Origin of the sequence: Lysinibacillus sp. FSL L8-0126, assembly GCF_038630385.1 — a bacterium.
Taxonomy (GTDB): Bacteria; Bacillota; Bacilli; order Bacillales_A; family Planococcaceae; genus Lysinibacillus; species Lysinibacillus fusiformis_D.
Window position 1 is genome coordinate 3839064 of the sequence record NZ_CP152028.1, and the last position, 23036, is coordinate 3862099.

Here is a 23036-nt window from a genome sequence, read left to right on the forward strand (position 1 = left end):
CCCCTATTTAATTAGCTTATATCGCCTGTTCGTTGCAATCAGTATGATGAAAAACAGACCCATAACAGCTAATCCAAGTAATAGCTGTAATCCTAATATAAAATCTAAATGTTCATTCATATAATAAAAATTCCGCTGTTTTGAAATAATTTGTCCGACTTGAATATAGGATGTTGGATAATTTTGAACGTCCCAGAAAAAGCCAACGTAACGGCTGAAATAAAAATTTTCACCAAAAATAAGGAGTATGCCAACAGCGAAATTGACCATCTCATTGCGGAATAGCATACTGCATAATAGTACAACGCTGATGATGACGATGAACCAGGTAAAAAGCAAAGCCAGCGATTGTCCTAAAAACGTACCTAATGTCATCATTTCAAATTTACCTTCCATACGCCAGTCGAGATGCGGCGCATATACTGGAGAGGGCAAATGGAAATTCCCAAAGCCAGATTGTAGTCCTACAATAAAGAAGCCAACAATAAGTGGTATAAATAATACGGCACTACCTAGTAGCACAACGACCATTTTCACCAGGAGCTTTTTCCAATCATTAATCGGAAACCCCTTCAAAATGGATGGATGGCGTCTATCTTTGGCAACCATATCAATTGCTAAAAGTAGCACACAGACAATCAATATAATGGGCAGTATACCCTTTAATAAGCGTTCGAGCGTTTGTAGTGCCGTGCGTTGTTCAAATATTTCCGTTGATAATTCATAATCTGCTTTCGAATATGCATCATAACGGACTGCATGCTCTAAATAAGCATAAAAGGCATCATCTTCTGCATACTCATTATTTTTTATAAAATACTTTGAGTTATATGAAAATGAATCACTTTTATAGGTAATCGCATTGGTAAAGTAGTACCAATCACGCGTTAAATCTGCATATTTTTTTAAATTGCCCTTTTCTAATGCATCTAATCTTGCTTTATCTATAGGGTTAATCTCGCTAAATATTTCAATAGCAAAAATAACGGCAGGATGCAGACCATGTAATTTTCTTCCTTCCATATGATCTAAAAATTCCTGACGTGTTAAATAGCGCGCCTCAATCTCCTCAGAGTCTACACTTTCAATCGGATCGTAAGCTGGTGCTATTTTAAATACATAAAAAAAGGTTGCAAAAGCAAGTAAAAAGTAGATTGCTAAGTTTTTCTTATTCAAAAAAAATTGCTTGAATTCAAATTTAAAATAACTCCACATGCTTATTTTCCCTCCCCTATGCCCTATTGATTTTTCCTGTTGAGAAGAATGTTTTAATTACAAACAACATTAAAATAATACTTAAACATAGGATGATTAAGCCTAGATTCATCGTAATAGCAACAGGCTCTGCTAAATCTACCGGTACCCCTCGTAAAATATCATTAAAATTCATGAAATTAAAAGGATTATAGGGGAATAAACTAATAAGAGATGGAAAAATCATCGGTAAAAAGAATACAATAAAGTGTACAAATAGTGTTAAATACATATTTTTCAGTAGCACATTTAAAATAATCGACAACAGCATGACAAAAATTGAAATGACGAACATATAGCCAACACTTATGGCGATATATTGAAGCGTAGATATTAATGTGGCATTTCCTAGATAAATCCCGACAGGCTCTAGTGGGTTACCAAGTCCATTTAGTATCCATAACGGACTTGCGCAAATAAAAATGAGTAAAATACTAGTCACTATGGATAACAAAGAAATAAGACATTTAGATAAAATATAGGTATCAAACCGCACAGGAAAGCCTTGAATTAAACTAGAATGCTCAAAGTCATCCAGTAAGATAGAACTCGTATGGAAGCTAATAAATATGTACCAGCCTGCACCTACGTGACTAAATAAAAATAATAAAAACGGTATGTATTGAAATAGATCAGATCGTGTATCCTTTCCCTCATCTATCATCCATTTAAAATAAAGGTAGTCCATCGAATTTTGTAATTTAGAGGGTAACAACTCGGCAATATTTTCGTATCCTTCTAATTCGAATGCCTCTTGCCTTAATTTAGCGAGTTGAAGTGAAGCCTCATAATACATAGATTGTCTATCCATTGTTAATGTTGCTATTTGTAAAGCAATTTTGCTTTTTTGTTTAGTTAAATTTTTATATAAATCGCTGCCATCCCCTGATTCTGAAGCATCTTTCACTTGAAATTTTGACAGTACAGCCTGGATGGAATAATAGTCACCCTTTTTTTCAACGATTTGATTACCAACGGCCTGTGCCTTTAAATAAAACATAAAGCCGAAAACGATAATGGCAACAGCGACTAACGCAACTAAATTTTTCCGATTGGCTCGCTCAATTACTAGTCCTACTTTTAATGCACGTAACACCGGCATCCGCCTCCCTTCTCAATGTAAGCTTTTACATTACTATGATAAGATATTGTGGATATTTTTTCAATTTTTAAATTTTTTTAACTTTTAAAACTTCTTACCATTATTCAAGTTTGGTACGCGTGTAAGCGACAAAAAGAAGAGGACTGTTATTTACAGTCCTCAAATGGTCAAAAAATTTCATGGATTTTATATTAAAGTAGCCTTTCCAATGTAATATTCGCTAATAATTAGTTCTTACTTTAAGTTGAATCAATGACTAAGAAATAGCTGCATTCTTCACTCAAATCATTGATAAGTCTATGCTCTTTATTGAGTCCATTTTGCAGAAATGGTTAATCAAAATGAATTCTTATCACACTTCAATCTAACAAATTAGCGTTAAAATTCATAGCCAGCGAATGGAGAGTTAGTTTCCCCTTATAAACTTCTAACGTTTCATTACATACCTAACAACAAAGCCAAATGCTCAACCCTTCTTTTATGTCAGTTGAGGATCCGTTTGATTGAATAATTGTCTGTCTATCCTTGTCTTATAATTTCCGTTAATATTACTTCCATTCTTTGCATTACCTTTAATTTTAGCTTAGACAATGTTAACTGTTTCTCTAGTATATTACGGTAATCTTGTGAATAATTAGGATACAACGATTTTTCATATTCCAAATTTTGTAGTACAAATAAAAGGTTATTATGTAAATCAACCAATTGATTATAGTTATTAATTTTAGAATTCTTATCTGTATTTATTGTAGGATCATTAACATAAATAAAAATATTTTTCCCTTCTGTGATTATATTAACTACTCTTAGTGTTGAATCCCATTCAACAGGTAGTTTTAAAGACTCACTAACAAACCTTACGGGTACCATTGTAGTTGAGTTCATAATGGTAGGTGGGTTGTCTAGAAAAGTCTCCTTCCCATTAACAATTGCTTTATACGAATTTACCTTTAATTGAATAGTTGTATTCCCTTTACTTGCTGTTATGGTTTGGGTTGAGGAATCCCAGGCAACAGTTGCATCTAATGATTCAAATATATTTCTCATTGGTAACATCGTCCTACCATTTATAGCAGTACCACTATCAAAAAATATTACATCTTTGTTAATTGCATGGACATAGCTACTATCCTCTACATAAATCAAAGAGCATAGATAAAATACAAAACTTACAAAAAATAACCGTTTTAGCATGACAATTCTCCTGTTCTATAACTATAATTAATTGTAAGTATAGTTTATTATTAGCGTTAAGAGAATACTTAATTTTCAATTTATGTTTTTTTCTCTAAAAGGTGGTTAAATCCTGATCGTGAAGCTGATATATTTTGAACATAAAAAAAGAGATACTGCTTGCACAATATCCCTTTTCTTTCGTGGAGAACCTATTGCTAAATCATTCATTTTTAATGTTATCTAGATCTAACCATCCCTCAAATATAGAATCGTCCTTTAAATCAAAATAGTATTTTGTGAATCGCGCGAATTCTGTGGAATCGATTTCTTTATAGTTATAAAATTGATAATAACTTTTTAAAAATTGTTCAATGTCTTTGATTTCTTCATTATCATCAAATAAATTCAAGAGCATTGCAGGCGATTTTCCATAGACATATGCACTCATATCAGATTGGTATTGATCAAGTGGTAAATTGACTGGAAGCACTAGGTCTGGATCAATGCTGTAAATCGTATAGGGTTTGCTCAGATTCAATTTTTTAAAGTTGAATAGATTTGTAGCAAATACCGCGAAGCCTTCATCTAACCAGGCATGATGAAAAGGATCATTGGTAATGACCCCGTAAAACCATTGATGGGCAATTTCATGAACCACTGTACTTTTAATCTGCTCAGAACTACTAGGACCACTGTTGTAAATCGTATGGGCTGTTACAATTCCTGGGTACTCCATGCCCATTCCATCTATGATAATATCTAGTTGTTTGAGAGGATACGGCCCCATTATTTCTTCAAAATAATTTATGACAGCTGAAGCCTCGTCTGCTATTTCTTGATATAGTTCCTTTTTATTTTCCTCAAATCCAAATACTCTAATGGCGATGTCTTCGTCTTTTTCCACTAGTATTGGATCTTTTACTAGAGCAACAAATATTTCCTTCACGTTCTCAACTTCAAGTAACCCTTTGTTTGGGCTTGGAAATGCCTCTTGATCAAATGAAGACACCAACGTGTACTCCTGAGGAATGTCATAGGTTAATTTGAAATTGCTGAATGTAGTATGATACGTCTCTCCTCTAAAACGATAATCTTCTTTGTTCCATTGATGGTTTCTATATGTGGCAAGCATCGGATAAAATTGAGCTAAATGATAATTACCATTACTCTTCGTAAATCTTAAGCCCTCTTCAGGCAGAGTGAACTCATAGGAAAAATAAACTTTCATTTCTTGATGAGGTTTCAATTTTTCCTGAAGCTGAATGTTGAGTGAATCTTTTTCAAGGGTGTAAGCTGCCGTTTTTCCATCAATGGTAATGTTATGGAACGCAATGGTCGATGGATGCTCCAGTTCGGGTGAGACAGCTTTTGTAAACATATTAGGTATAAAATAAAATATCAATTGTTCCCAATCATCGGTAGAGAGGTTTTTAACGACAACGGTTGATTCTAGCTGAAATTTCCCGTCATTATCCATCTTAAGTGCCATATCATATTCACTAAAATTACCAGGGCTTATCGCCTTTGGTATAAATTCTTCTGTATTCACCTTTTGAGCAATAGTAGACGCTTCTTTCCCTTCCTGTTGATTGAACTCACAAGCAACGAGAAAAATACATACTAGTAATAAACCTGTACTCCATAATTTCTTCTTTATAACTTCCGCCCCCAATCCCAACACTATTAGCTACAATAAAAATGGTATATATATAAATTTTATATTATTATCCCAATTTAAACCATATACTTTCGATCTTTCATCTGGAATCTAGTTAATTACTAAGATGAACAAAGAAAGAAGAGCACATATTCGTGGTGATATGCTGCCTATTAGGTAGACAGATGAAAATTAAAAGCTGTTTATATTTTTAGATGTAGTTGTTGATTATGCCGTAATGGGATGACTTTGGTAAGTAACCGACGTCATCTTTTTTAATGTCCATTGCTTTCATGTGTAGCTCTGCTAAGCTTTAAACAGACTATCCTTACTGACAACAAAAAAATCCTGCATGTATATACACACAGGATTTCTTTGTCATCTTTTTAAACTAATCAATTCTATTTAGTACCACTTGCTCCAAATCCAGATGTTCCTCGGATCGTTTGTGATAATTCATCTACTTCTACTAATTGAATGGATGGAACAAATTGAATGACCATTTGGGCGATACGCATAGATTTTTCGACGATAAACGGTTCTTGGCCGTGGTTGATTAAAATAACGCCGATTTCCCCTCTGTAGCCTTCATCAATTGTGCCTGGGCTATTCAGTACGGTTACACTATGCTTTAATGCTAGTCCACTTCTTGGTCGAATTTGGGCTTCCGTTCCTTTAGGTAATTCAATCTGTATACCTGTTTTAATAAGTTTGGCTACGCCTGCTGGTATTTCTACTGCTTCAATGGAGTAGAGATCCATGCCCGCATCACCAGGATTGGCTTGCATTGGTAGTATTGCATCCGCGTGTACTCTTTTGATTTTTACTTCTACGTTCATTGTTCTCCATCCTAACGATTAAAATTAAATGTGTCATCTGTAATTGGCGCTACTTTTGCTTTAGCATAGGTAGCTCCCTTTTGTGAAAAGAAATCGTATGTGGAGCCTTCATTACGAATACCGTTCATCACAATCGGATTGACTTCTTCTTCTGGAAACATTGCTTCAAAACCAACATTCATTAAGGCTTTATTAGCATTATATCGTACATAGGCTCTCACTTCAGGTGATAATCCTGTTTCCGCATAAATATCATCCGTATATTTCATTTCATTTTGATATAAATCTAATAATAACTCATAGCCCCATAAATTTAGCTCTTCTTGTTTTTCTTTTGAAAATTGCTTGAATAGATTTTGAGCAAAAAATCCAACTGCGACACCATGGATGGATTCGTCGCGTAAAATAAGTGAAATAATTTCAGCACTGTTTCGTAGGAAGCCTTGTCCTCCTAAGTACAGCGGGTAGAAAAAGCCAGAATAGAAAAGGAAAGATTCGAGCATAACGGAGGAGAACATCGCTTTCCATAAGCTTTCTGGATCGTTTTCTTCGATACTATTATAAATATCCGCAATTTTATTGGCCTTATATTGTAGAAACTCATTTTTTTTGACCCATTCAAATAACTCATCTATTTCTTCGTTTGTACAAAGCGTTGTAAAAATATAAGAATAGGATTTGGCGTGGATTGCCTCAAATGCATCAAAAACGGTTAGGACAGCCTTCTCTTGTAAATCGTCTGTATAAGCGGCCACACGATTCATCCCTATATTGGTCTGAACTGTATCCAGTAACGTTAATCCCGCGAACACTTTTTTATACGTGTCTTGATGCTCAAAGCTTTTCCACTGTTTGATATCTTTACTGACCGCAATTTCCTCAGGAAACCAAATTTGCTTCCATTGCTGGTCCCAAAATATTTGGGCAAGTTCACTCGTTGCCTTATTCCAATTGACCGCCTCATAAATTATATTTGACATGCTACACACTCCTCTAAGCTTTGTAATCGTTGACGAACATAGTAAACGGACTTAATGCCCTTTACCCATGCATAAATGTATACTTTAGCTAATTGTTCAGTTGTCCAATTATCTGTTACATAAAGCGTCATGGAAATACCTTGGTCAACGTGTTTTTGAGAAGCAGAGTACAAATCAATTAAATCATACGGATTAACATCATATGCCTCTACATATAAATGACTGTTATCATTTGTTAAATGAGGCATTGGATAAATCGTTCTACTATCTGCATAATCACGAACCTCTACACGCTCAGTACATGGCGCAATAGAAGCCGTACAGCTACGTATGTAGGAAATACTGCCAGTTGGTGCAATAGCCAAACGATAGGAATGGAATAGACCATATTGCATCACATCTTGCTTAAGCGTTTCCCACATGTTTTTCGTAATGATTGGAACATTGCCAAGTGCTTTTAACACAACGGGTGATAGTTCTTCGTCGATTTTATTGACATATTGGTCAAAGTAGCTACCTGATGCATAATCACTGTCCTCAAATCGATAAAAAGTTGCAGCTTTTTCTTTAGCCATTTCCATCGATGATTTGAGTGAATAAAAGTTCATTGCTTCCATAAAACGATCCATGAAATCAATCGATTCTTTAGAGCCATATAAAATGCCCTCCGTCACAAGATGGCCGTGGAGGTTCATACAACCAAGTCCTACTGAATGCATTAATTGATTGGCTTTTGCAACAGACGGTACATTTTTAATGTGCGTCATTTGCGACACATTTGTTAATAGGTGCATAGCCGTATCGATTAAGGCTTCGAAATCATTGACCTTACTTGCTGCATGAATATCAATAGACCCTAAGTTACAGGATACATCTAATCCATAGTCATTCGGTTGATCTTGATCTGTAATAATGCTTGTTTCTTGAACTTGCAGGATTTCGGTACATAGATTGGACATTTTTACGCGACCGATGTTTTTTAAAGGATGCACTTCATTGACATTATCATCAAAAATTTCAAACGGATAGCCCGATTCAAATTGTGCTTTTTTCACTTCTGTATACAGCCTACGTGCATTCAAACGTTTAATTTTACGAATTTTAGGGTTATCAAGTAGCTCATAGTACATATCTGAAATGGAAATCTCAGACATGCGTTTGCCATATTCTTTGAAAATATCATATGGGCTGAACAAGACAATATCTTTATCACGTTTCATAAGTTCGAAGAAAATACTTGGTATAATTATTCCTGTTGATAATGTTGCGAGGCGAATTTTATCATCGGCATTCGGTTTTTTAGATGAAATGAAATTTTCAATGTCTGCATGGAAAATATTTAAATAGACAACACCAGAGCCATTTCGCTGCCCTAGTTGATTGGAATAACTGAAAGAATTTTCTAACAGTTTAGCAACTGGGATGACACCACTGGCACGATTTAGAATCTCTTTAATAGGGTCACCTAAAGGGCGTAAATCAGTTAAGTTAACTCCAACCCCACCGCCAAGTCTTGATAGCTCTAAGCAATAACCAATATTTTCAGCAATACTATTCATGGAATCATCCATCGATAATTTAAAGCAGCTCACTAATTCACCACGTGCTTTTTTACCACTATTTAATGCTGTTGGTGTAGCAGGCTGATAAGCTTCCATCATTGCTTCGACAGAACGTTCTGCTAGCACCGTATTCCCTTGTGCTAAATACAAGGCGATAATGACAATACGGTCCTCATATTTTTCTAAAATCTCTTCTCCATCACGACTTTTCATAGCATAGCTATCGTAAAATTTACTTGCACTCATAAAGGATGGGAAGCGGAAATTATAATCATATGCTTTTTTGTACAACTTCTTAATAAATTCCATTTCATACATGTCGATAAATGCTTTCTCGTAGTAGCCCTCATCAACTAAATAACGGATTTTTTCTTCAATATCAATAAAGTAACGTAAACGCACGTTGACATACTCTAAAAAGTAGCGGCGTGTAGCTTCACGATCCTTTTCTAATTCAAGTAGCCCAGTTGAACTATAACGATTCAGTACGTCATTATTTAGCTTTAAATAGGTTTTCATCTTATTACCCTCGTTTCATAAAACGTTTGTATGGCTTCATAATCTGTTTGATTGCCTCGTAAATCTAATTTTCTTACTAAGGGTACATGATAGGTAGCAGCGATTTTCTCGCCAGCAGCCCCAAATACGTTGTGCCCAAAGTTACTATTCCCACTGGCAACTACACCTTTACAAAAATCTCTGTTTTTTTCTAAAAAACGTTCCACTTTTGCAGGGATATCGCCTAAGCCATCAGTATAAGTAATTAAAAGATAAGGCTTATTCAATTGTAATTCCTCAGAGAGCTCAACAGACTCTGCCCTTAATTTGGAAACAATATTCCGGACATTTCCTGTACGACTTGCGTAAACGATCATAGAACAATCATCTCAATATGAGAAACTATGTCCTTAACATCTCCTATAAATGTATTATTCATTTCTAAAACAGGCACACTTAAAAAACCTGCATCGATTATTGTTTGTTTAGCTTGTTCATCGTGATCAATGTTGACAATTTCTGCATCAAGTCCTGCACGTTGTAATTCAGATTTTACCCAAAGGCATTTTGGACAGATTGTTTTCGTATAAAGTTTCATAGAAATCCCTCTTTTCATATAATAAAAAGCTATCTCCTCTAGAGAGATAGCTAAATGGAAACGTTACCATACCAAAAATACTGACGTTCCCATTTCTTAATCCCCGAAGAAATGATTAATTGTTTTATAGAGGCAGGTCTCCTGGCTTTGCTTCATCCTCTGATTCCCTTCCCATGCGAATGCACAGTGGTTGTAATCATTGTCAGCTTCACAGTTGCGGGGACAGCGTCGGAATTGTACCGAACTTCCCTTTTAAACTACATATAGTAGCACCTATATAAAACGAACACAATATATAGTTGTTGTTCAATAGTTTTAAGTGTACCATCCTTCATATAAAAAGTAAATCTAGATTCTAAACTTCTTTATTTTTTGATTATTCATTATTTTCAATTATAACTTTCGAAGGAATTTCACCATCTATTACTTATATCTTAATTCATTGTGTATCTAAACTATGTACGAGATTTTTTGTTACTACGGATCTATGAGCATTAAATATACTAGCGTATTTCACATAGAAACAGCCTATATTCTAAAGAATAATAGACTGTTTGACATGTCGAACGTATGGATTACTCGATTTCGACAAATAAGGACAATTCCTTATAAAATTCAGGCGTTGCTGCCGAATTCACTTGAAAATGAGGATTATATTTTGATAAAAGTTTATAGAGAGTAGTTGCGGTTAACAGATTCTGTTCTTGATCGAAAGCCCTGAAACTTTCATAGACCTCCTTCACTTTACCATTTATTGAATGACAAAAAAACTGTTGAACATCTGCATCCTCTAAATAATCCTTTTCCCATCTGTAACATATTAAATTTGTTAGGAAAAACATTTCTAATCCAGGCATTTTTCCAACTTCAATGAGCAATGACATTCCATAATGAAATGCATTTTCCAACCATTTTATGCCGTGGCGATCTTTGTAAAAGCGCATCAACTTTTGTAACCCATGTCCTTGCTCCTTCACTAGATAAGCATGGATATTTGTATGACCAGCAGTTCTTTCCCATTCATCGAGAGAGAATTTATACTTCCTTACCAGTTTCATCCAAAGCTTTTGAAGCTTGTCTTCAGAAAGGTATTGTGTTTGTTGATTCCATCTTAGAAAAATGTCTAAACTTTCTAATACCAAGCCTCTTTCCATTTCAAAATGATCCAATTTTCTATATAAAACTTTTTGATTCATATCTATGTTGTCCATTATGTCTTCAGATTTTTTATCTACTATCATGACATGTCTCGACTAATTCATGCTTGATCGTTAAATAGGCATCATTAATAGATGTATAATCATTTGGGTTTTCTTCTATTAACTTCCTAATATAAAGCTGTAATGGCCTAATATGCTCACCAGAAAGGTTGTTCATAATTTGCTGCTTTAACTGATTTATATAAAATGAAATTGAATGTGATGTCATCTTGTTCACCCCTATTTATTCATAAAAAAAACATCTTGCCCTAATGGGAAGATGCTAGCTATGACTGACATACTTCATAGTTCTTCAACCAATATAAAATAAGTCGTCTATATTGAATAGAGACTCTTTTTTTGGTTGTCGCACTATGAGTATGATGAAGGTAATTCGTCACACTCAACACCCCCTATCCGCGTAGGTTTTGGCTGTACTAGATAAAGGCAGGTCTCCTGGCTTATGATCATCACACATTTTTCCCTTCCCATTACTTACATAACAGTGGTTTTTAAAATGTGCTCCTAATTACAGTTGCGGGACAGCGACGGTTTTTCACCGTTCTTCCCTTTTAAACAAATTCTATTGAATTTGTACCTTTATCCTTTTATTCCGTTTTTTATAGTATAACATATCATTCAATTTTCTCTGACAAAACCCTATGAAAATCTACAGAAAAACACTTAAGAAACCACCTACCTCTTAACAAGTAGATGGTTTCAGCCTTTATTGAGCGAAGTTGTCATTATTCTTACTTCTTTACGATTTCACTCCTATCTTGAAAGAATTTTTCAAGTATATCATCTGTAAAATCAGCGAATGTTTGATAGATATAACGCGGATTTCGATCCTTATCAATGACGACAGACCTAACCCCTTCATAGAAATCCTCATGATTTAAAAAGTTTTTTGCCAAGATTAAATCAGTCGCAAAGCATTCTTCTACCGTTTTATGTTGGGCATCTATCAGCTGCTTTAATGTAATTTTTAAGGATGATGGAGATTTAGATAGAAGCAACTGCTTTGTTTCTTGTGCAAATTTGCTTGGGTCATTGTCTAAGGATTCGACTATCTTCTCCACTGTATGTTTTGAGAAATGTTGATCGATTTCATTTTGAAGGATGGCAAGCTCACTGTTTGCTGTTGGTGTACTTGAATAGTCCTCTATTAATTGCTTTAGAGCTGTGCTAGTCTCCACTGTATGCCAGTCCGTTTGTTCAATGCCTGTGAGGAATGCTTGTAAATGATCACTCGTCATATAGCTATCTGCACCATTAGCAAAGAGAACATCTGCAGCTTGGATGATCGAAGCTGTTAAAGCTAAGTAATATCCTACATAGCCAGGCGCTTTATTTAGAAAATAGGCAGCTCCAACATCAGGAAAGAAGCCAATATTCATTTCTGGCATAGCCCATTTTGTTCGCTCTGTCACAATTCGGTGGCTAGCCCCATACGTTAAACCAACCCCACCTCCCATGACAATGCCATCAAGGCAAGCAATGATAGGCTTTGGGTAGTGATAGATTGCCCTATCTATGTGATATTCTTCCTCAAAAAAGATTTCGGCATTTTGGAAAGCTTCCTGACTGGAGCGAGCTTTATAGAGTGTTTTAATATCACCCCCAGCACAAAAGCCCTTTTCGCCAGCACCTCTTAGAATTATCAAGTGTATTTGATCATTCGCCTGCCATTCCTTTAGTTTCTCACCAATGGGCTTTAGCATTTCTATAGAAAGTGAGTTTAAAGCTTGAGGACGATTCAGCGTAATGCTTGCTGCGCCACCCTCACTGACGGAAAATATTACTTCATTTGTCATAGTAGTTTCCTCCCTTACAAATGTTTAAAGTTGGGCTGTCTTTTGTCAATAAATGCTTGAACGCCTTCTCTAGCATCCGCTGTTAAAAATAACTCAGCAAAGCGTGTTCGTTCTAATTCCAGCCCTTTTTGGAGATGATCCTTCCCACCTTGAATTATACATTCAATTGTACGGGATACACTTGTCATACTTTTGCCCTCAACAAAAGACTGAGCAAGGGCTTTGGCAGTTGGCAGAAGCTCATCTGGCTCCGTCACCACTTGAATAATACCTAGTTGTAGTGCTTCGTCAGCACTTAATTGCTGGCTTGTTAAAATTAATTGTAGAGCCTTTGCTTGCGTTGTTATTCTGCTCAGTCGTTGAGTGCCTCCGAATGTCGGCAGTAAGCCAAGCTTTAATTCTGGTAAACCAACAATGGCATTACTTGAAGCAATCCTGAAATGACAGCCTAACGCTAGCTCTAGTCCTCCTCCAAGGGCTGGCCCATTAATAGCAGCAATAACAGGCTTTTTCATGGCTTCAATTTCATCACATAGCGCTTGGCCTGCTTCAGCCATTTGTAATGCTCTATCCTGTTGCCCAAAGGCAGCAACAAATTCCTTTATATCTGCTCCCGCAGCAAAAAATCGTCCAGAGCTGGTCACAATGATGGCTCTCGTCTCTTCATCCTCAGCTAATTCTTTAAAAATGACACGAAGATGTTCAATAGAAGCTGATGACAACGTATTTGCTGGTGGATGATTTAAATGAATAAGTGTGATGGAACCTTCTTTACTAACATTGGCAAATGTATCAACCATGATTTTTCCCTCCTGTTTATGATAATGAACTGATCGATTTTGGATTGTTGATGATCCCTCTTGCAATCTCTCGCTTTTTCATAAAGAGATTCTGATGGAGTGGGATGTTTAAGCGCTGAATATGATCTAGCCTTGTTTTTCGCTTTTGTTCATTTGTTTCAGCAGCACAAATAATGTCGATTGTACTTTTTTCTATTTTACGATAGCCTTCCTGACAAAGAATATCTGTCATCAAATGCTTCATATTGTCACATGCGTTCTTTTCCGTCCGCAGTAAAGAAGCTTCCATAACATAAATATCTTTTACTATATCAGCTAGCAGACGCATATATTCCTGCTCTTGCTCCAATTGAATCTGTGCGTCAGCAATGACAGCGATGGCTATTTGCATTAAGTACTTGGAAAGACGGATGTATTGCTGATTCTTTTCTGCTGGTTGATATGCTACTGGAGCATTTTCGGTAGAGGTTGCTTGTGAATACTTCTTATATAATAGCTTCGCCATTGTTAAACGGTTGATTTCATTTGTTCCTTCAAAAATACGGCTAATTCTAGCGTCACGATATAAGCGTTCAACCTCGTAGTCTTGCATATAGCCATAGCCACCATGGATTTGTACAGCTTCATCTACAATTTCCCCAAGCACTTCTGAGCAATTGACTTTATTGAGTGCGCATTCCAGAGCGAAATCAGCTATTTTTTGAACCATTGACTCTTTATCCGTAACTTCCATCGCATCATCTATTTCTCCTGCTGTCCTGTATGCAGCACTTTCCGCCCCATAGATGGAGGTCGCCATATCCGCAAGTTTTTCCTGTATCATGGTAAAATGAACGATTGGCTGGTGAAATTGCTTCCGTTCCCTACCATATGTTACAGCTAACTGAAGTGCCTGTTTGGAAGTGCCGATGTTGGAGAAAGCTAGCTTTAAGCGTGCCATGTTCAATATATTCATCGCTACTTTATGGCCTTTTCCAACCTCGCCAAGAACATTTTCCCTCGGCACGACAACATCCTGTAAAATAAGCGTAGCAGTCGAGGAGCCTTTAATGCCCATTTTCTCCTCTTCTTGTCCAATAGATACACCGCTAAATGTACGTTCTACAATGAATGCAGTCATGCCTTCACTCGTTTTCGCAAAAACAACAAAGAGATCTGCTAGCTGTGCATTGGTAATCCATTGCTTTTCACCATTTATTACCCATGCAGAGCCGTCCTCGTTTAAAATGGCATTTGTTTTGGGATGTAGTGCATCTGAGCCTGCGTCTGGCTCCGTCAGAGCGTAGGCGCCAATCCATTCACCTGAAGCCAGCTTTGGTAGGTATTTCAGCTTTTGGGACGCATCGCCAAAATAGACATAGGGCAATGTGCCGACTCCTGCGTGAATATTGTAAGATACACTGAATGAGCTGCCATAGCCCATTCTTTCTGCAACTAACCCGGAAATTTTTTTATTAAGTTCTAGCCCTCCATAGGCCTCGGGTATTTCGATGGCTAGTAAACCAAGATCACCAGCTTTTTGAAATAACCGCCGAGTGATGTCATATTGATGCTGCTCAATAGCTGCCATATTAGTAGCGACATCTTGTTTGATGAACAGCTCTGCGGTTTTTGCTATGAGCCCTTCCTCCTCCTGAAAGTCCTCAGGTGTAAAAATGGTCATTTTGTTTTCTAATGTATCCATGCTAGTCCTCCTTGAAAGAAAGAGGAGAAAAGTAAACTTTTCTCCTACTTTATTTCCTCTTTAGGTAAGATGGTTTTCGCCAGTTCACTATCTAAATCTTCAAATTTGTAATAGGAAATGGTTTCATATAATTCACTTCTTGTTTGCATATCCTCAATAGCTTCTTTTTGAGTCCCTGTCTTTTTTATTAAGCCAAACACTTGCTCATAGGCTTTGGCTGCTACTCTCATCGATGTAACGGGATATATAACCATCGAATAGCCCATCTTTTCAAATTCCTTAGCCGTATAATACGGTGTTTGTCCAAATTCAGTCATATTGGCTAATAACGGAGCATCTAGCTCACTAGCAAAATGTTTAAATTCCTTTTCTGTTTGGAGAGCCTCTGGAAAAATGGCATCTGCCCCAGCTGCCACATAAGCTTTAGCTCTTAAAATAGCCTGCTCTAAACCTTCTACAGACCTTGCATCTGTGCGGGCAACAATTACTAACGTAGGAGCTATTTGTTTAATCATTTTTATTTTTTGTATCATTTCCTCTTGAGCAACGAGTGTTTTCCCATTCAAATGACCACATTTTTTGGGAAGATTTTGATCCTCTAGCTGTACAGCAGCTACTCCAGCCTCTACCATTTCACGAGCTGTGCGGGCAACATTTAAGACACCACCAAAGCCAGTATCGATATCCACTAGCAGCGGTAAATTAGTCGCACGAATAATTTCGCTCGCACGCTGTGCAACTTCATTTGAATAAATCATGCCTAAATCAGGTAAGCCTCTACTGGCAGTGTAGGCAGCGCCAGAAAGATATAATGCCTCAAAGCCAACTTTTTTAGCCATTAAGCCAGCCATTGCATCATGAGCTCCTGGGATTTGTAAAATCGTTGAACGAGTAATGAGTGTTCGAAATTGTTCAGCCAATTGTTTTTGTGCTATTGCTTCATTTACAATCCACGCCATCTATAAAAACCTCCTAATAATCAATGATGCCTCGGCATATTTACGTCCGAAAGTGGCTGTGATGCAGGTCAGTTAGCCGTTATCGCAAGGATGGGAGGATTTTAGGCTAACATCCTTTATTAACTCCTTCCCGATTCGTGACATTCGCCAGAGGCTTTAATTTCCTGAAAGAAGTTAAACAAATAAATTAACAAATTCATGAACAGCACTATTTTCAAGAAGTGCTTGATCAGCACAAACTTCATTAATCTTGCTGTATTGTTTTTGAGAATAATGGGTGCTAATGTTTTGCTGGAACTTATCGATGATTTGAGGGAATGCTTCCTCACGACGGAAACGGTGTCCTAAAGGATATTCACATTCAATAAGCTCAGATGATGTGCCATCTTTGTAATAAACTTGAACAGCATTGGCAATCGAACGTTTCTCAGGATCTAGGTAATCAATTGTATATTGGGGTTTTTCCACAACCACCATTTTATTTCTTAAATTATCGATACGTGGATCTGCAGCCACTTCATCTTCATAGTGGTCTGCTGTAATATCGCCATAGATAAGCCCTATTGCTGTAATGTATTGAAGACAGTGATCACGATCAGCTGGGTTATTAAGAGGTCCTTCCTTATCGATAATTCGTATAGCGGATTCATGGGTCGTAATTTGAATGCGTTCAATGTCCTGTAAACGATTTTTCACTTCATTGTGTAAATGAACGGCACATTCGGCAGCTGTTTGTGCATGGAATTCAGCTGGATAAGAAACTTTAAATAGAACATTTTCCATCACATAAGATGCTAGTGGTCTAGCAAGCTTTAATTCTTGCTTATTAAAGAGAACATCTTGGAAGCCCCAGCCAGGTGCAGATAAGGCCGTTGCATAGCCCATTTCGCCTTTCACAGCCATCATGGCTAAGTGTACTGCCCTGCTTGTTGCATCACCAGCAGCCCATGATTTTCTAGAACCCGTATTCGGTGCATGGCGATATGTTCGTAGGCTCGAATTATCAATCCAAGCATTTGATAAGGCGTTGACAATTTCCTGATGAGTGCCACCTAATGCCTTTGTCACAACAGCTGTTGTCGCAATTTTGACAAACAGTACATGGTCTAACCCAACACGATTTAAGCTATTTTCTAATGCGAGAATACCTTGTATTTCATGGGCCTGTATCATCATTTCTAATACGTCTTTCATTTTAAGTGGCTCTTTCCCTTCAGCAACAGACACGCGACTCAAATAATCAGCCACAGCTAATATGCCCCCTAAATTATCGGAAGGGTGTCCCCATTCAGCCGCAAGCCAAGTGTCGTTGTAATCCAGCCAACGAATCATACAACCGATATTAAAGGCACCTTTTACAGGATCAAGAACATAAGAAGTTCCAGGAACACGTGTACCATTGGGAACGACTGTGCCTGGTACTACTGGGCCAAGAAGTTTCGTGCATTCAGGATATTGTAAGGCCAAAATGCCACACCCTAATGTATCTAATAATACATAGCGTGCCGTTTCGTATGCTTCTTCACTTGTAATAGTTGTATTTACTACGTAATCCGCAATATCTGTAAGTAATTGATCTGTCTTAGATATGTCATTTGTTTTAATCATCTATATCTTCCTTTCAAGGCATGAATTTGATATACTAGTATGCTGATAGGCATTGGTCAGAATGCCCATCAGCTCTATGGCGAGTTGTTAAAACTTGATTATACCGACAATTCTTCAAGGTTATGACGCTCGCCAATATAATGGACACGAGGTCTAAATAATCGGTTATTGTCATGCTGCTCAATGACGTGAGCACATAAGCCAATCGTTCGTGAGCCAAAAAAGATAGGTGTATAGATTTCAATTGGCAAGCCAAGCATGTAGTATACTGGTGCTGCATAATAATCTAAATTTGGGTACAAGCTCTTTTCTTGTGCCATCACCTTCTCACCAGCTTCACACATGTGATATAAGCGATCATCCCCTTGTGCCAAACATAATTTATGCAAAGCCTCTTTCATAATTTGTGCTCTTGGGTCCATCTTTTTCATATAAACACGGTGACCAAAGCCCATAATCTTTTCTTTATTTTGCAGTTTATTTTTCAGCAAGGCTTCAAAGCCTGCTACTGTTTTGGCTTCTAGAAGCATGTACATGACTGCCTCGTTGGCCCCTCCATGTAAATTTCCTTTCAATGATGCGACAGCTCCAGTTAAAGCACCGTACAAATCAGATTGTGTAGAGGCAATAACACGAGCCGTAAACGTTGAATTTGGCATCTCATGCTCACTATATAAAACGAGAGACTGATCAAAAATTTCTTCTTCTAACGCCGTTGGTTTTCTACCAGTAATCATGTAATAAAAATTGGCGCTATAGGAAAGCTGACTATCTGGCTCCACAACATCTTGTCCGTTTAAGACACGATAGCTATTGGCTACGATGTTAGGCATACCGCCTAAAAGTCTATAAGCTCGCGTCAAGTTCATTTCAGTAGAACGATCATTGATGTGCTGATCAAAGCCTGCTAAAACAGAAATTCCAGTTCTCAGTCCATCCATCGCATGTGTTTCATTAGGCAAGAGCTTGAAGATTTGGAAGATCTCTTGCGGAACCTGATAATGTGCTTTTAATTTGTCCTGTAAGTCAGCCTGTTGCTCGGCAGTAGGAATTTCGCCATGCAGTAGCAAGTAGACAATGTCTAAATACGAATATCTTTGTGATAATTCAATCAAGTCGTAGCCTCGAATAACAATTTGACTTCCTACAGTGTCTAAAAAAGATAATTTTGTTTCAGCAGCAATGACCCCATCAAGACCTGGTGAATAAGTTAACTCCATTCAATGACAGCCCCTTTGTTTAATTATTCTTGTAAGCGTTACCATTCCAACACGAAAGAACAACAAAAAAACAACTTCTACCCCTTTTTAGAAGTTGTTAATCTACAAAAGCATGACAGACCAAATAACAGTGAATTTACAGGAATTCACAAAAATCATGCAGTAGCTAACACCTCCCTATCCTCGTAGGTCAATTGATGCTTATTTTGTGGCAGGTCTCCTGACTTATAATCAACACTTCAATAACACCTTCCCATTTTGACAAACAAAACAGTGGCCTTGTTATCGAGCTCCTAAATACAGTTGCGGGACAGTGTTGGACTCTCACCAACTTCCCTTTTAATCAAATGGAATGGACTCCATTTGAACCACCAAAATTTAGCATATTCAATTTGTCTATTTACCTTAACATAGAGTTTTCAAAACAATCAATATAGGTAAAATTCAGAAAAGACTGATTATAAAAAGCTATTTTTCATTTTTGATTGACTATTCTGCATTTTTGAGCATTATTTTGTACAAAAAAAGATTGTTCATCTATACCAATAACTCCATTTTCAAGGATTACAAGTGAAATAGAGGTCTTTATAATAAAAAAGGCGAATAGTTTTTTTATAATATAGAGGAGGAGCACATATGGGCTATATTTCAGAATTAAGGAAACACATCGGTAGTAGACCGATTATCAGTATCGGGGCGACAATTCTTGTAGTCAACGATGACAAGAAAATTCTCTTTCAACATCGTTCAGATACGTTGGATTGGGGATTACCTGGTGGCTCAATGGAACTGAATGAAACTGCTACCCGTGAACTTCATGAAGAAACAGGACTGGTAGCGAATGAATTGGACTTGATTGGTGTTTTTTCAGGGCCAAATTATTATTTTCAATATCCAAATGGGGATGAAATCTATACAGTTATTCATCTTTATAGTGCGAAAAATGTCAGTGATGTATTAGAGATGAGGGATGGTGAGAGTTTGAATCTTACCTATTTCAGTAAAAATGAGCTACCAGATCATCTTGAGAAAAGAACAAAAACACTCTTAGACAATCTAGAGGACAAATTGTGGAATTTAGATAGTTCTTTTGCAAAGAATTCTCTTTAAATAACAAAGAGCATGCTTTTTATGAAAACATGCTCCCATCTTAACTATTAGGTTATTACAGTCTAACCTTAACCTCTGTACCGTCTTGTGCCTTGACATCTACTAGCACGAGCCCTTTATAATTTTGTAGTTCCTTGATAATAGGCTTGAGCATTTCTTTGTCAATGAATGGAAAGGAAAAGTCGATTTTTTTTCTGTCGAAGTATGCCTTTGTCCATTTGTTGACACTTTGCTGAATCCATTTTGAAGTCAAAATGGAAAGAACAATGGTTAGCACAGCATATGGAACAGGAACGGTAAAACGAACGTCTTTTGCTTTCACTTTTACATGCATCATAAGTCGCCTCTACTCAATGAAAACTGAAACGGTATCTCCGTTTGCCGATTTTATGTCCACAATTTGTCCATCTAATTCATTTTCGATGGCTTCAAGAAGAAGATTGATATCGATATCTTTCACGTATTTTTCCGATTGCGGAATACTCGCAGCGATACTGTGTCCAGCCATTAACACAGCCTTGACAAGTTTTATAGGCAAATTCACAGTGACATTATCATTTTCAGTGGACACCACACGAACCTTTAACGTTTTATCTAAATACTTCGTTTTTTCCAGAAATTTATTACCTGACTCCTCTTTCTCTTGTAACACTTGAATCAGCTCTGACCCTTTATCAGCATCAATTTTTCCCTCTTGAATCATGGTTAACACTTTAGTAATTTCCTCTTTCATGTAGCATTCCTCCCTATTCGTCTTTTAAGAGCTTTATGGCCTCATCAGTTGTGATTTCGCCATTTTCCAACATGCTTACAATTTTTTTCTCGTCTACTTCATTTTTCTTCTTTTGGACATAGCCAAGGGATGAGATAATGTCATTTAGCTTGCCTCGCACAGTTGGGTACGAAATGCCCAGTTCCTTTTCTACTTCCTTAATATTCCCTCGACATGTTAAAAATACTTCCACAAAATGAAGCTGATCCTGTGATAAGGATGCTAGCTTCGACAATTCAAACTCATTTTCAATCGTCGTTTGACAATGAGAACACTGTAACTTCGTAATTTTCAATGTTTTACTGCAGACAGGACAATTTGTGATTACTTGATAAGCCATAGTGAACTCCTTCCTTTAAGTTAAATTGATTATATACCAAATAATTTAAAAAAGTAAATAATAAAATTAATTTATTAAATGAAAATATCAATAAAGTTAATTACCTGATTAATATTATTAATAAAAAGAAAAACACCATTCTAATGCAAAATGGCGTTTCTTTAATAGATGACTCTTACTAATGTTTGGAGCAAATGAGGTAATCCAACTGGCCTCTATCATTACCAGCCCATACCTCCATGCCCATTGTATACGTGTTTTCTATATTATGATCATTTCGTTTTATGTTTTCTTTCTCGCGGGTGTGAAGGCAAAATAGCATGATATAATTGTTGTGAAGCAGGATGCTCATATGCTCCATCCTTGCCAATCTCCTCCACTAGCCGACCATGCTGCATGACAAGGATACGGTCTGACATAAAACGTGTTGCCTGTAAATCATGCGAAATGAAAATGTAAGCAAGCTGTCGCTCTTTTTGAAGTGTTTGTAGTAATTGTATAATCTTTTTTTGTAAAATCATATCAAGACTGCTAATCGCTTCATCTAAGACAATTAATTTTGGCTTTAGCGCAAGAGCTCTAGCGATGTTGACTCGTTGCTGTTGCCCCCCACTAAGCTGCGAAGGATAGTTTTGAGCCATTGCCCTCTCTAACTCTACACAGTCTAGTAATTCCCTTACTTTATGTTGTCGCTCTGTTTTGCTAAAATGCTCGAAATTCAGAAACGGTTCTTCGAGTATTTCAAAAATCGTCTGCTTCCGATTAAATGAATGATAGCTATTTTGAAAAACTGCCTGTAAATCTCTACGTATTCTTTTTTTATGCTTGCTTGGTGCTTCGTATAAATTGACACCTTGAAAGAGCAACTCCCCGTTTGTTGGTCGTTCGATTCCTAAAATAATACGACCTAATGTGCTTTTTCCTGAACCACTTTGACCGACTATTCCTAGACATTCCCCCTCCTGAAGTGAGAATGACACCTTCTGTAATACGGGAACTTCCTGCTTACGCTGGAATAGAAATGGTCTTTGAGCGTAATGCATATCAATATTTTTCACGTCTAGCAGCGTCATTTTTTCACCTCTAAAATAGCATTCTTGCTTGTAATAGTTTCTTTGTATAGGCATGCTGAGGTGCATCAAAGAAATCATAGACATTCGTTTGCTCAATGATTTTTCCTTGATACATAACAGCCACATCGTCAGCTAGTTCAGCAATAACACCTAAATCATGTGTAACAAGAAGTATGGCAGCTTCTGTTTCTACGCGAATACGATCAAATAGTGTTAATACTTGTTTTTGATTGATCGTATCAAGAGCTGTCGTTGGTTCATCAGCAATATAGAGGGAGGCTTGTAGCGCCAATGATAAGGCAATCATCACTCGCTGTAGCATGCCACCACTCAACTGAAAAGGATAATAATGTAAAATCTGCTCTGGATTTGGTAAATGCACTTTATGTAAGGCATCAAGAGCTATTTGTCTCATTTCTTTTTTGGTCAGCTTAAAGTGTGCCTTTAATGTTTCTCTGAAATGGCCTTCAATCGTTTGGATACGATCGAAGGCAGCGGATGGATTTTGCAAAATCATCGAAAGATGCCGCCCACGATATGCTCTTAATTGAGTAGCTGAAACATTCATTAAATTTTCCTGCTGATAAAGAACCTCCCCTTGTGTCACCTGTGCGATAGATGGTAATGTTTGCATGATGGCATGGCAAAGCATGGTCTTGCCACTACCACTTTCTCCTATGATTCCTAAGACACGCCCTTTATAGGCTGTCAGATTGATAGTGGATAATACATTTTTCTCCCCAATTTTGACGTTTAAATCTTTCACTTCTAAAACCTTCTCCATAACT

23 protein-coding genes and 3 riboswitches are annotated in these 23036 nt (G+C 37.0%); of the genes, 1 reads left to right on the plus strand and 22 read right to left on the minus strand.

The features are described 5' to 3' along the window. Positions 1–3 precede the first annotated feature (3 nt). The 17 genes from MHI34_RS18560 to mmgD all read right to left on the minus strand — a co-directional run bounded on the left by MHI34_RS18560 (position 4) and on the right by mmgD (position 18953). Entirely contained in the window at positions 4–1215 is a 1212-nt protein-coding gene (locus tag MHI34_RS18560) for an ABC transporter permease (RefSeq protein WP_342503773.1), read from the minus strand. A gap of 16 nt (positions 1216–1231) precedes the next feature. After that, complete coding sequence (locus MHI34_RS18565; RefSeq protein ID WP_342503774.1) at positions 1232–2356, minus strand: ABC transporter; 1125 nt, start codon at positions 2354–2356, stop codon at positions 1232–1234. A gap of 519 nt (positions 2357–2875) precedes the next feature. Next, positions 2876–3550, minus strand: a complete 675-nt coding sequence (locus MHI34_RS18570; RefSeq protein WP_101966664.1) for a copper amine oxidase N-terminal domain-containing protein — start codon at positions 3548–3550, stop codon at positions 2876–2878. Positions 3551–3752: 202 nt separating this feature from the next. Then, a complete protein-coding gene (locus MHI34_RS18575; RefSeq protein WP_342503775.1) occupies positions 3753–5210 on the minus strand; it encodes a M1 family metallopeptidase in 1458 nt (485 codons plus the stop codon). Positions 5211–5590: 380 nt separating this feature from the next. After that, complete coding sequence (gene dut / locus MHI34_RS18580; RefSeq protein ID WP_330493306.1) at positions 5591–6028, minus strand: dUTP diphosphatase; 438 nt, start codon at positions 6026–6028, stop codon at positions 5591–5593. An 11-nt stretch (positions 6029–6039) separates the two neighbouring features. Continuing rightward, on the minus strand, positions 6040–7008 hold the full coding sequence (gene nrdF / locus MHI34_RS18585) for a class 1b ribonucleoside-diphosphate reductase subunit beta (RefSeq protein WP_036126298.1): 969 nt from the start codon (positions 7006–7008) through the stop codon (positions 6040–6042). Further along, positions 6996–9089, minus strand: a complete 2094-nt coding sequence (nrdE, locus tag MHI34_RS18590; protein ID WP_340811127.1) for a class 1b ribonucleoside-diphosphate reductase subunit alpha — start codon at positions 9087–9089, stop codon at positions 6996–6998. Before nrdE ends, nrdF begins: the two co-directional genes overlap by 13 nt. Beyond that, positions 9086–9445 carry a class Ib ribonucleoside-diphosphate reductase assembly flavoprotein NrdI gene (gene nrdI / locus MHI34_RS18595; protein ID WP_141904342.1) on the minus strand — a complete coding sequence of 120 codons (360 nt, stop codon included), beginning with the start codon at positions 9443–9445 and terminating at the stop codon, positions 9086–9088. Before nrdI ends, nrdE begins: the two co-directional genes overlap by 4 nt. Further along, positions 9442–9666, minus strand: coding sequence for a glutaredoxin (locus MHI34_RS18600; RefSeq protein WP_271913469.1), 225 nt, complete (start codon positions 9664–9666; stop codon positions 9442–9444). Before MHI34_RS18600 ends, nrdI begins: the two co-directional genes overlap by 4 nt. Positions 9667–9779: 113 nt before the next feature. Next, positions 9780–9958: riboswitch (cobalamin riboswitch) on the minus strand. A gap of 283 nt (positions 9959–10241) precedes the next feature. Beyond that, positions 10242–10907: a hypothetical protein gene (locus MHI34_RS18605; RefSeq protein ID WP_342503776.1), complete on the minus strand. Its 666-nt coding sequence runs from the start codon at positions 10905–10907 to the stop codon at positions 10242–10244. Next, entirely contained in the window at positions 10894–11094 is a 201-nt protein-coding gene (locus MHI34_RS18610; protein ID WP_036126310.1) for a hypothetical protein, read from the minus strand. Before MHI34_RS18610 ends, MHI34_RS18605 begins: the two co-directional genes overlap by 14 nt. Before the next feature lie 199 nt (positions 11095–11293). Continuing rightward, positions 11294–11482: riboswitch (cobalamin riboswitch) on the minus strand. Between the two features lie 135 nt (positions 11483–11617). Beyond that, positions 11618–12682 carry an enoyl-CoA hydratase/isomerase family protein gene (locus MHI34_RS18615; protein ID WP_342503777.1) on the minus strand — a complete coding sequence of 355 codons (1065 nt, stop codon included), beginning with the start codon at positions 12680–12682 and terminating at the stop codon, positions 11618–11620. A gap of 14 nt (positions 12683–12696) precedes the next feature. Further along, positions 12697–13482: an enoyl-CoA hydratase-related protein gene (locus MHI34_RS18620; protein ID WP_342503778.1), complete on the minus strand. Its 786-nt coding sequence runs from the start codon at positions 13480–13482 to the stop codon at positions 12697–12699. A gap of 16 nt (positions 13483–13498) precedes the next feature. Continuing rightward, a complete protein-coding gene (locus MHI34_RS18625) occupies positions 13499–15166 on the minus strand; it encodes an acyl-CoA dehydrogenase family protein (protein ID WP_342503779.1) in 1668 nt (555 codons plus the stop codon). 44 nt (positions 15167–15210) lie between these two features. After that, positions 15211–16125, minus strand: coding sequence for a methylisocitrate lyase (prpB, locus tag MHI34_RS18630; protein WP_036126321.1), 915 nt, complete (start codon positions 16123–16125; stop codon positions 15211–15213). 174 nt (positions 16126–16299) lie between these two features. Then, entirely contained in the window at positions 16300–17733 is a 1434-nt protein-coding gene (gene prpD, locus MHI34_RS18635; protein ID WP_342503780.1) for a 2-methylcitrate dehydratase, read from the minus strand. A gap of 98 nt (positions 17734–17831) precedes the next feature. Next, a complete protein-coding gene (gene mmgD / locus MHI34_RS18640) occupies positions 17832–18953 on the minus strand; it encodes a citrate synthase (protein WP_036126326.1) in 1122 nt (373 codons plus the stop codon). Between the two features lie 192 nt (positions 18954–19145). Next, a riboswitch (cobalamin riboswitch) is annotated at positions 19146–19341 on the minus strand. Between the two features lie 248 nt (positions 19342–19589). Between mmgD and MHI34_RS18645 the strand changes: the two genes are divergently transcribed. Next, entirely contained in the window at positions 19590–20063 is a 474-nt protein-coding gene (locus MHI34_RS18645; protein WP_342503781.1) for an NUDIX hydrolase, read from the plus strand. A gap of 55 nt (positions 20064–20118) precedes the next feature. Here MHI34_RS18645 and MHI34_RS18650 read toward each other — a convergent pair whose 3' ends face one another. The 5 genes from MHI34_RS18650 to MHI34_RS18670 form a co-directional block, all read right to left on the minus strand. Next, positions 20119–20400 carry a hypothetical protein gene (locus tag MHI34_RS18650; protein ID WP_036126328.1) on the minus strand — a complete coding sequence of 94 codons (282 nt, stop codon included), beginning with the start codon at positions 20398–20400 and terminating at the stop codon, positions 20119–20121. 9 nt (positions 20401–20409) lie between these two features. Beyond that, positions 20410–20796 (minus strand): hypothetical protein, encoded by a 387-nt coding sequence (locus MHI34_RS18655; protein ID WP_036126329.1) that lies wholly within the window; start codon positions 20794–20796, stop codon positions 20410–20412. A 13-nt stretch (positions 20797–20809) separates the two neighbouring features. After that, a complete protein-coding gene (locus tag MHI34_RS18660; protein ID WP_141904351.1) occupies positions 20810–21175 on the minus strand; it encodes a DUF2089 domain-containing protein in 366 nt (121 codons plus the stop codon). Between the two features lie 272 nt (positions 21176–21447). After that, complete coding sequence (locus MHI34_RS18665; protein ID WP_342503782.1) at positions 21448–22248, minus strand: dipeptide/oligopeptide/nickel ABC transporter ATP-binding protein; 801 nt, start codon at positions 22246–22248, stop codon at positions 21448–21450. A gap of 10 nt (positions 22249–22258) precedes the next feature. Beyond that, entirely contained in the window at positions 22259–23032 is a 774-nt protein-coding gene (locus MHI34_RS18670) for an ABC transporter ATP-binding protein (RefSeq protein WP_340809008.1), read from the minus strand. Between the last annotated feature and the right edge of the window lie 4 nt (positions 23033–23036).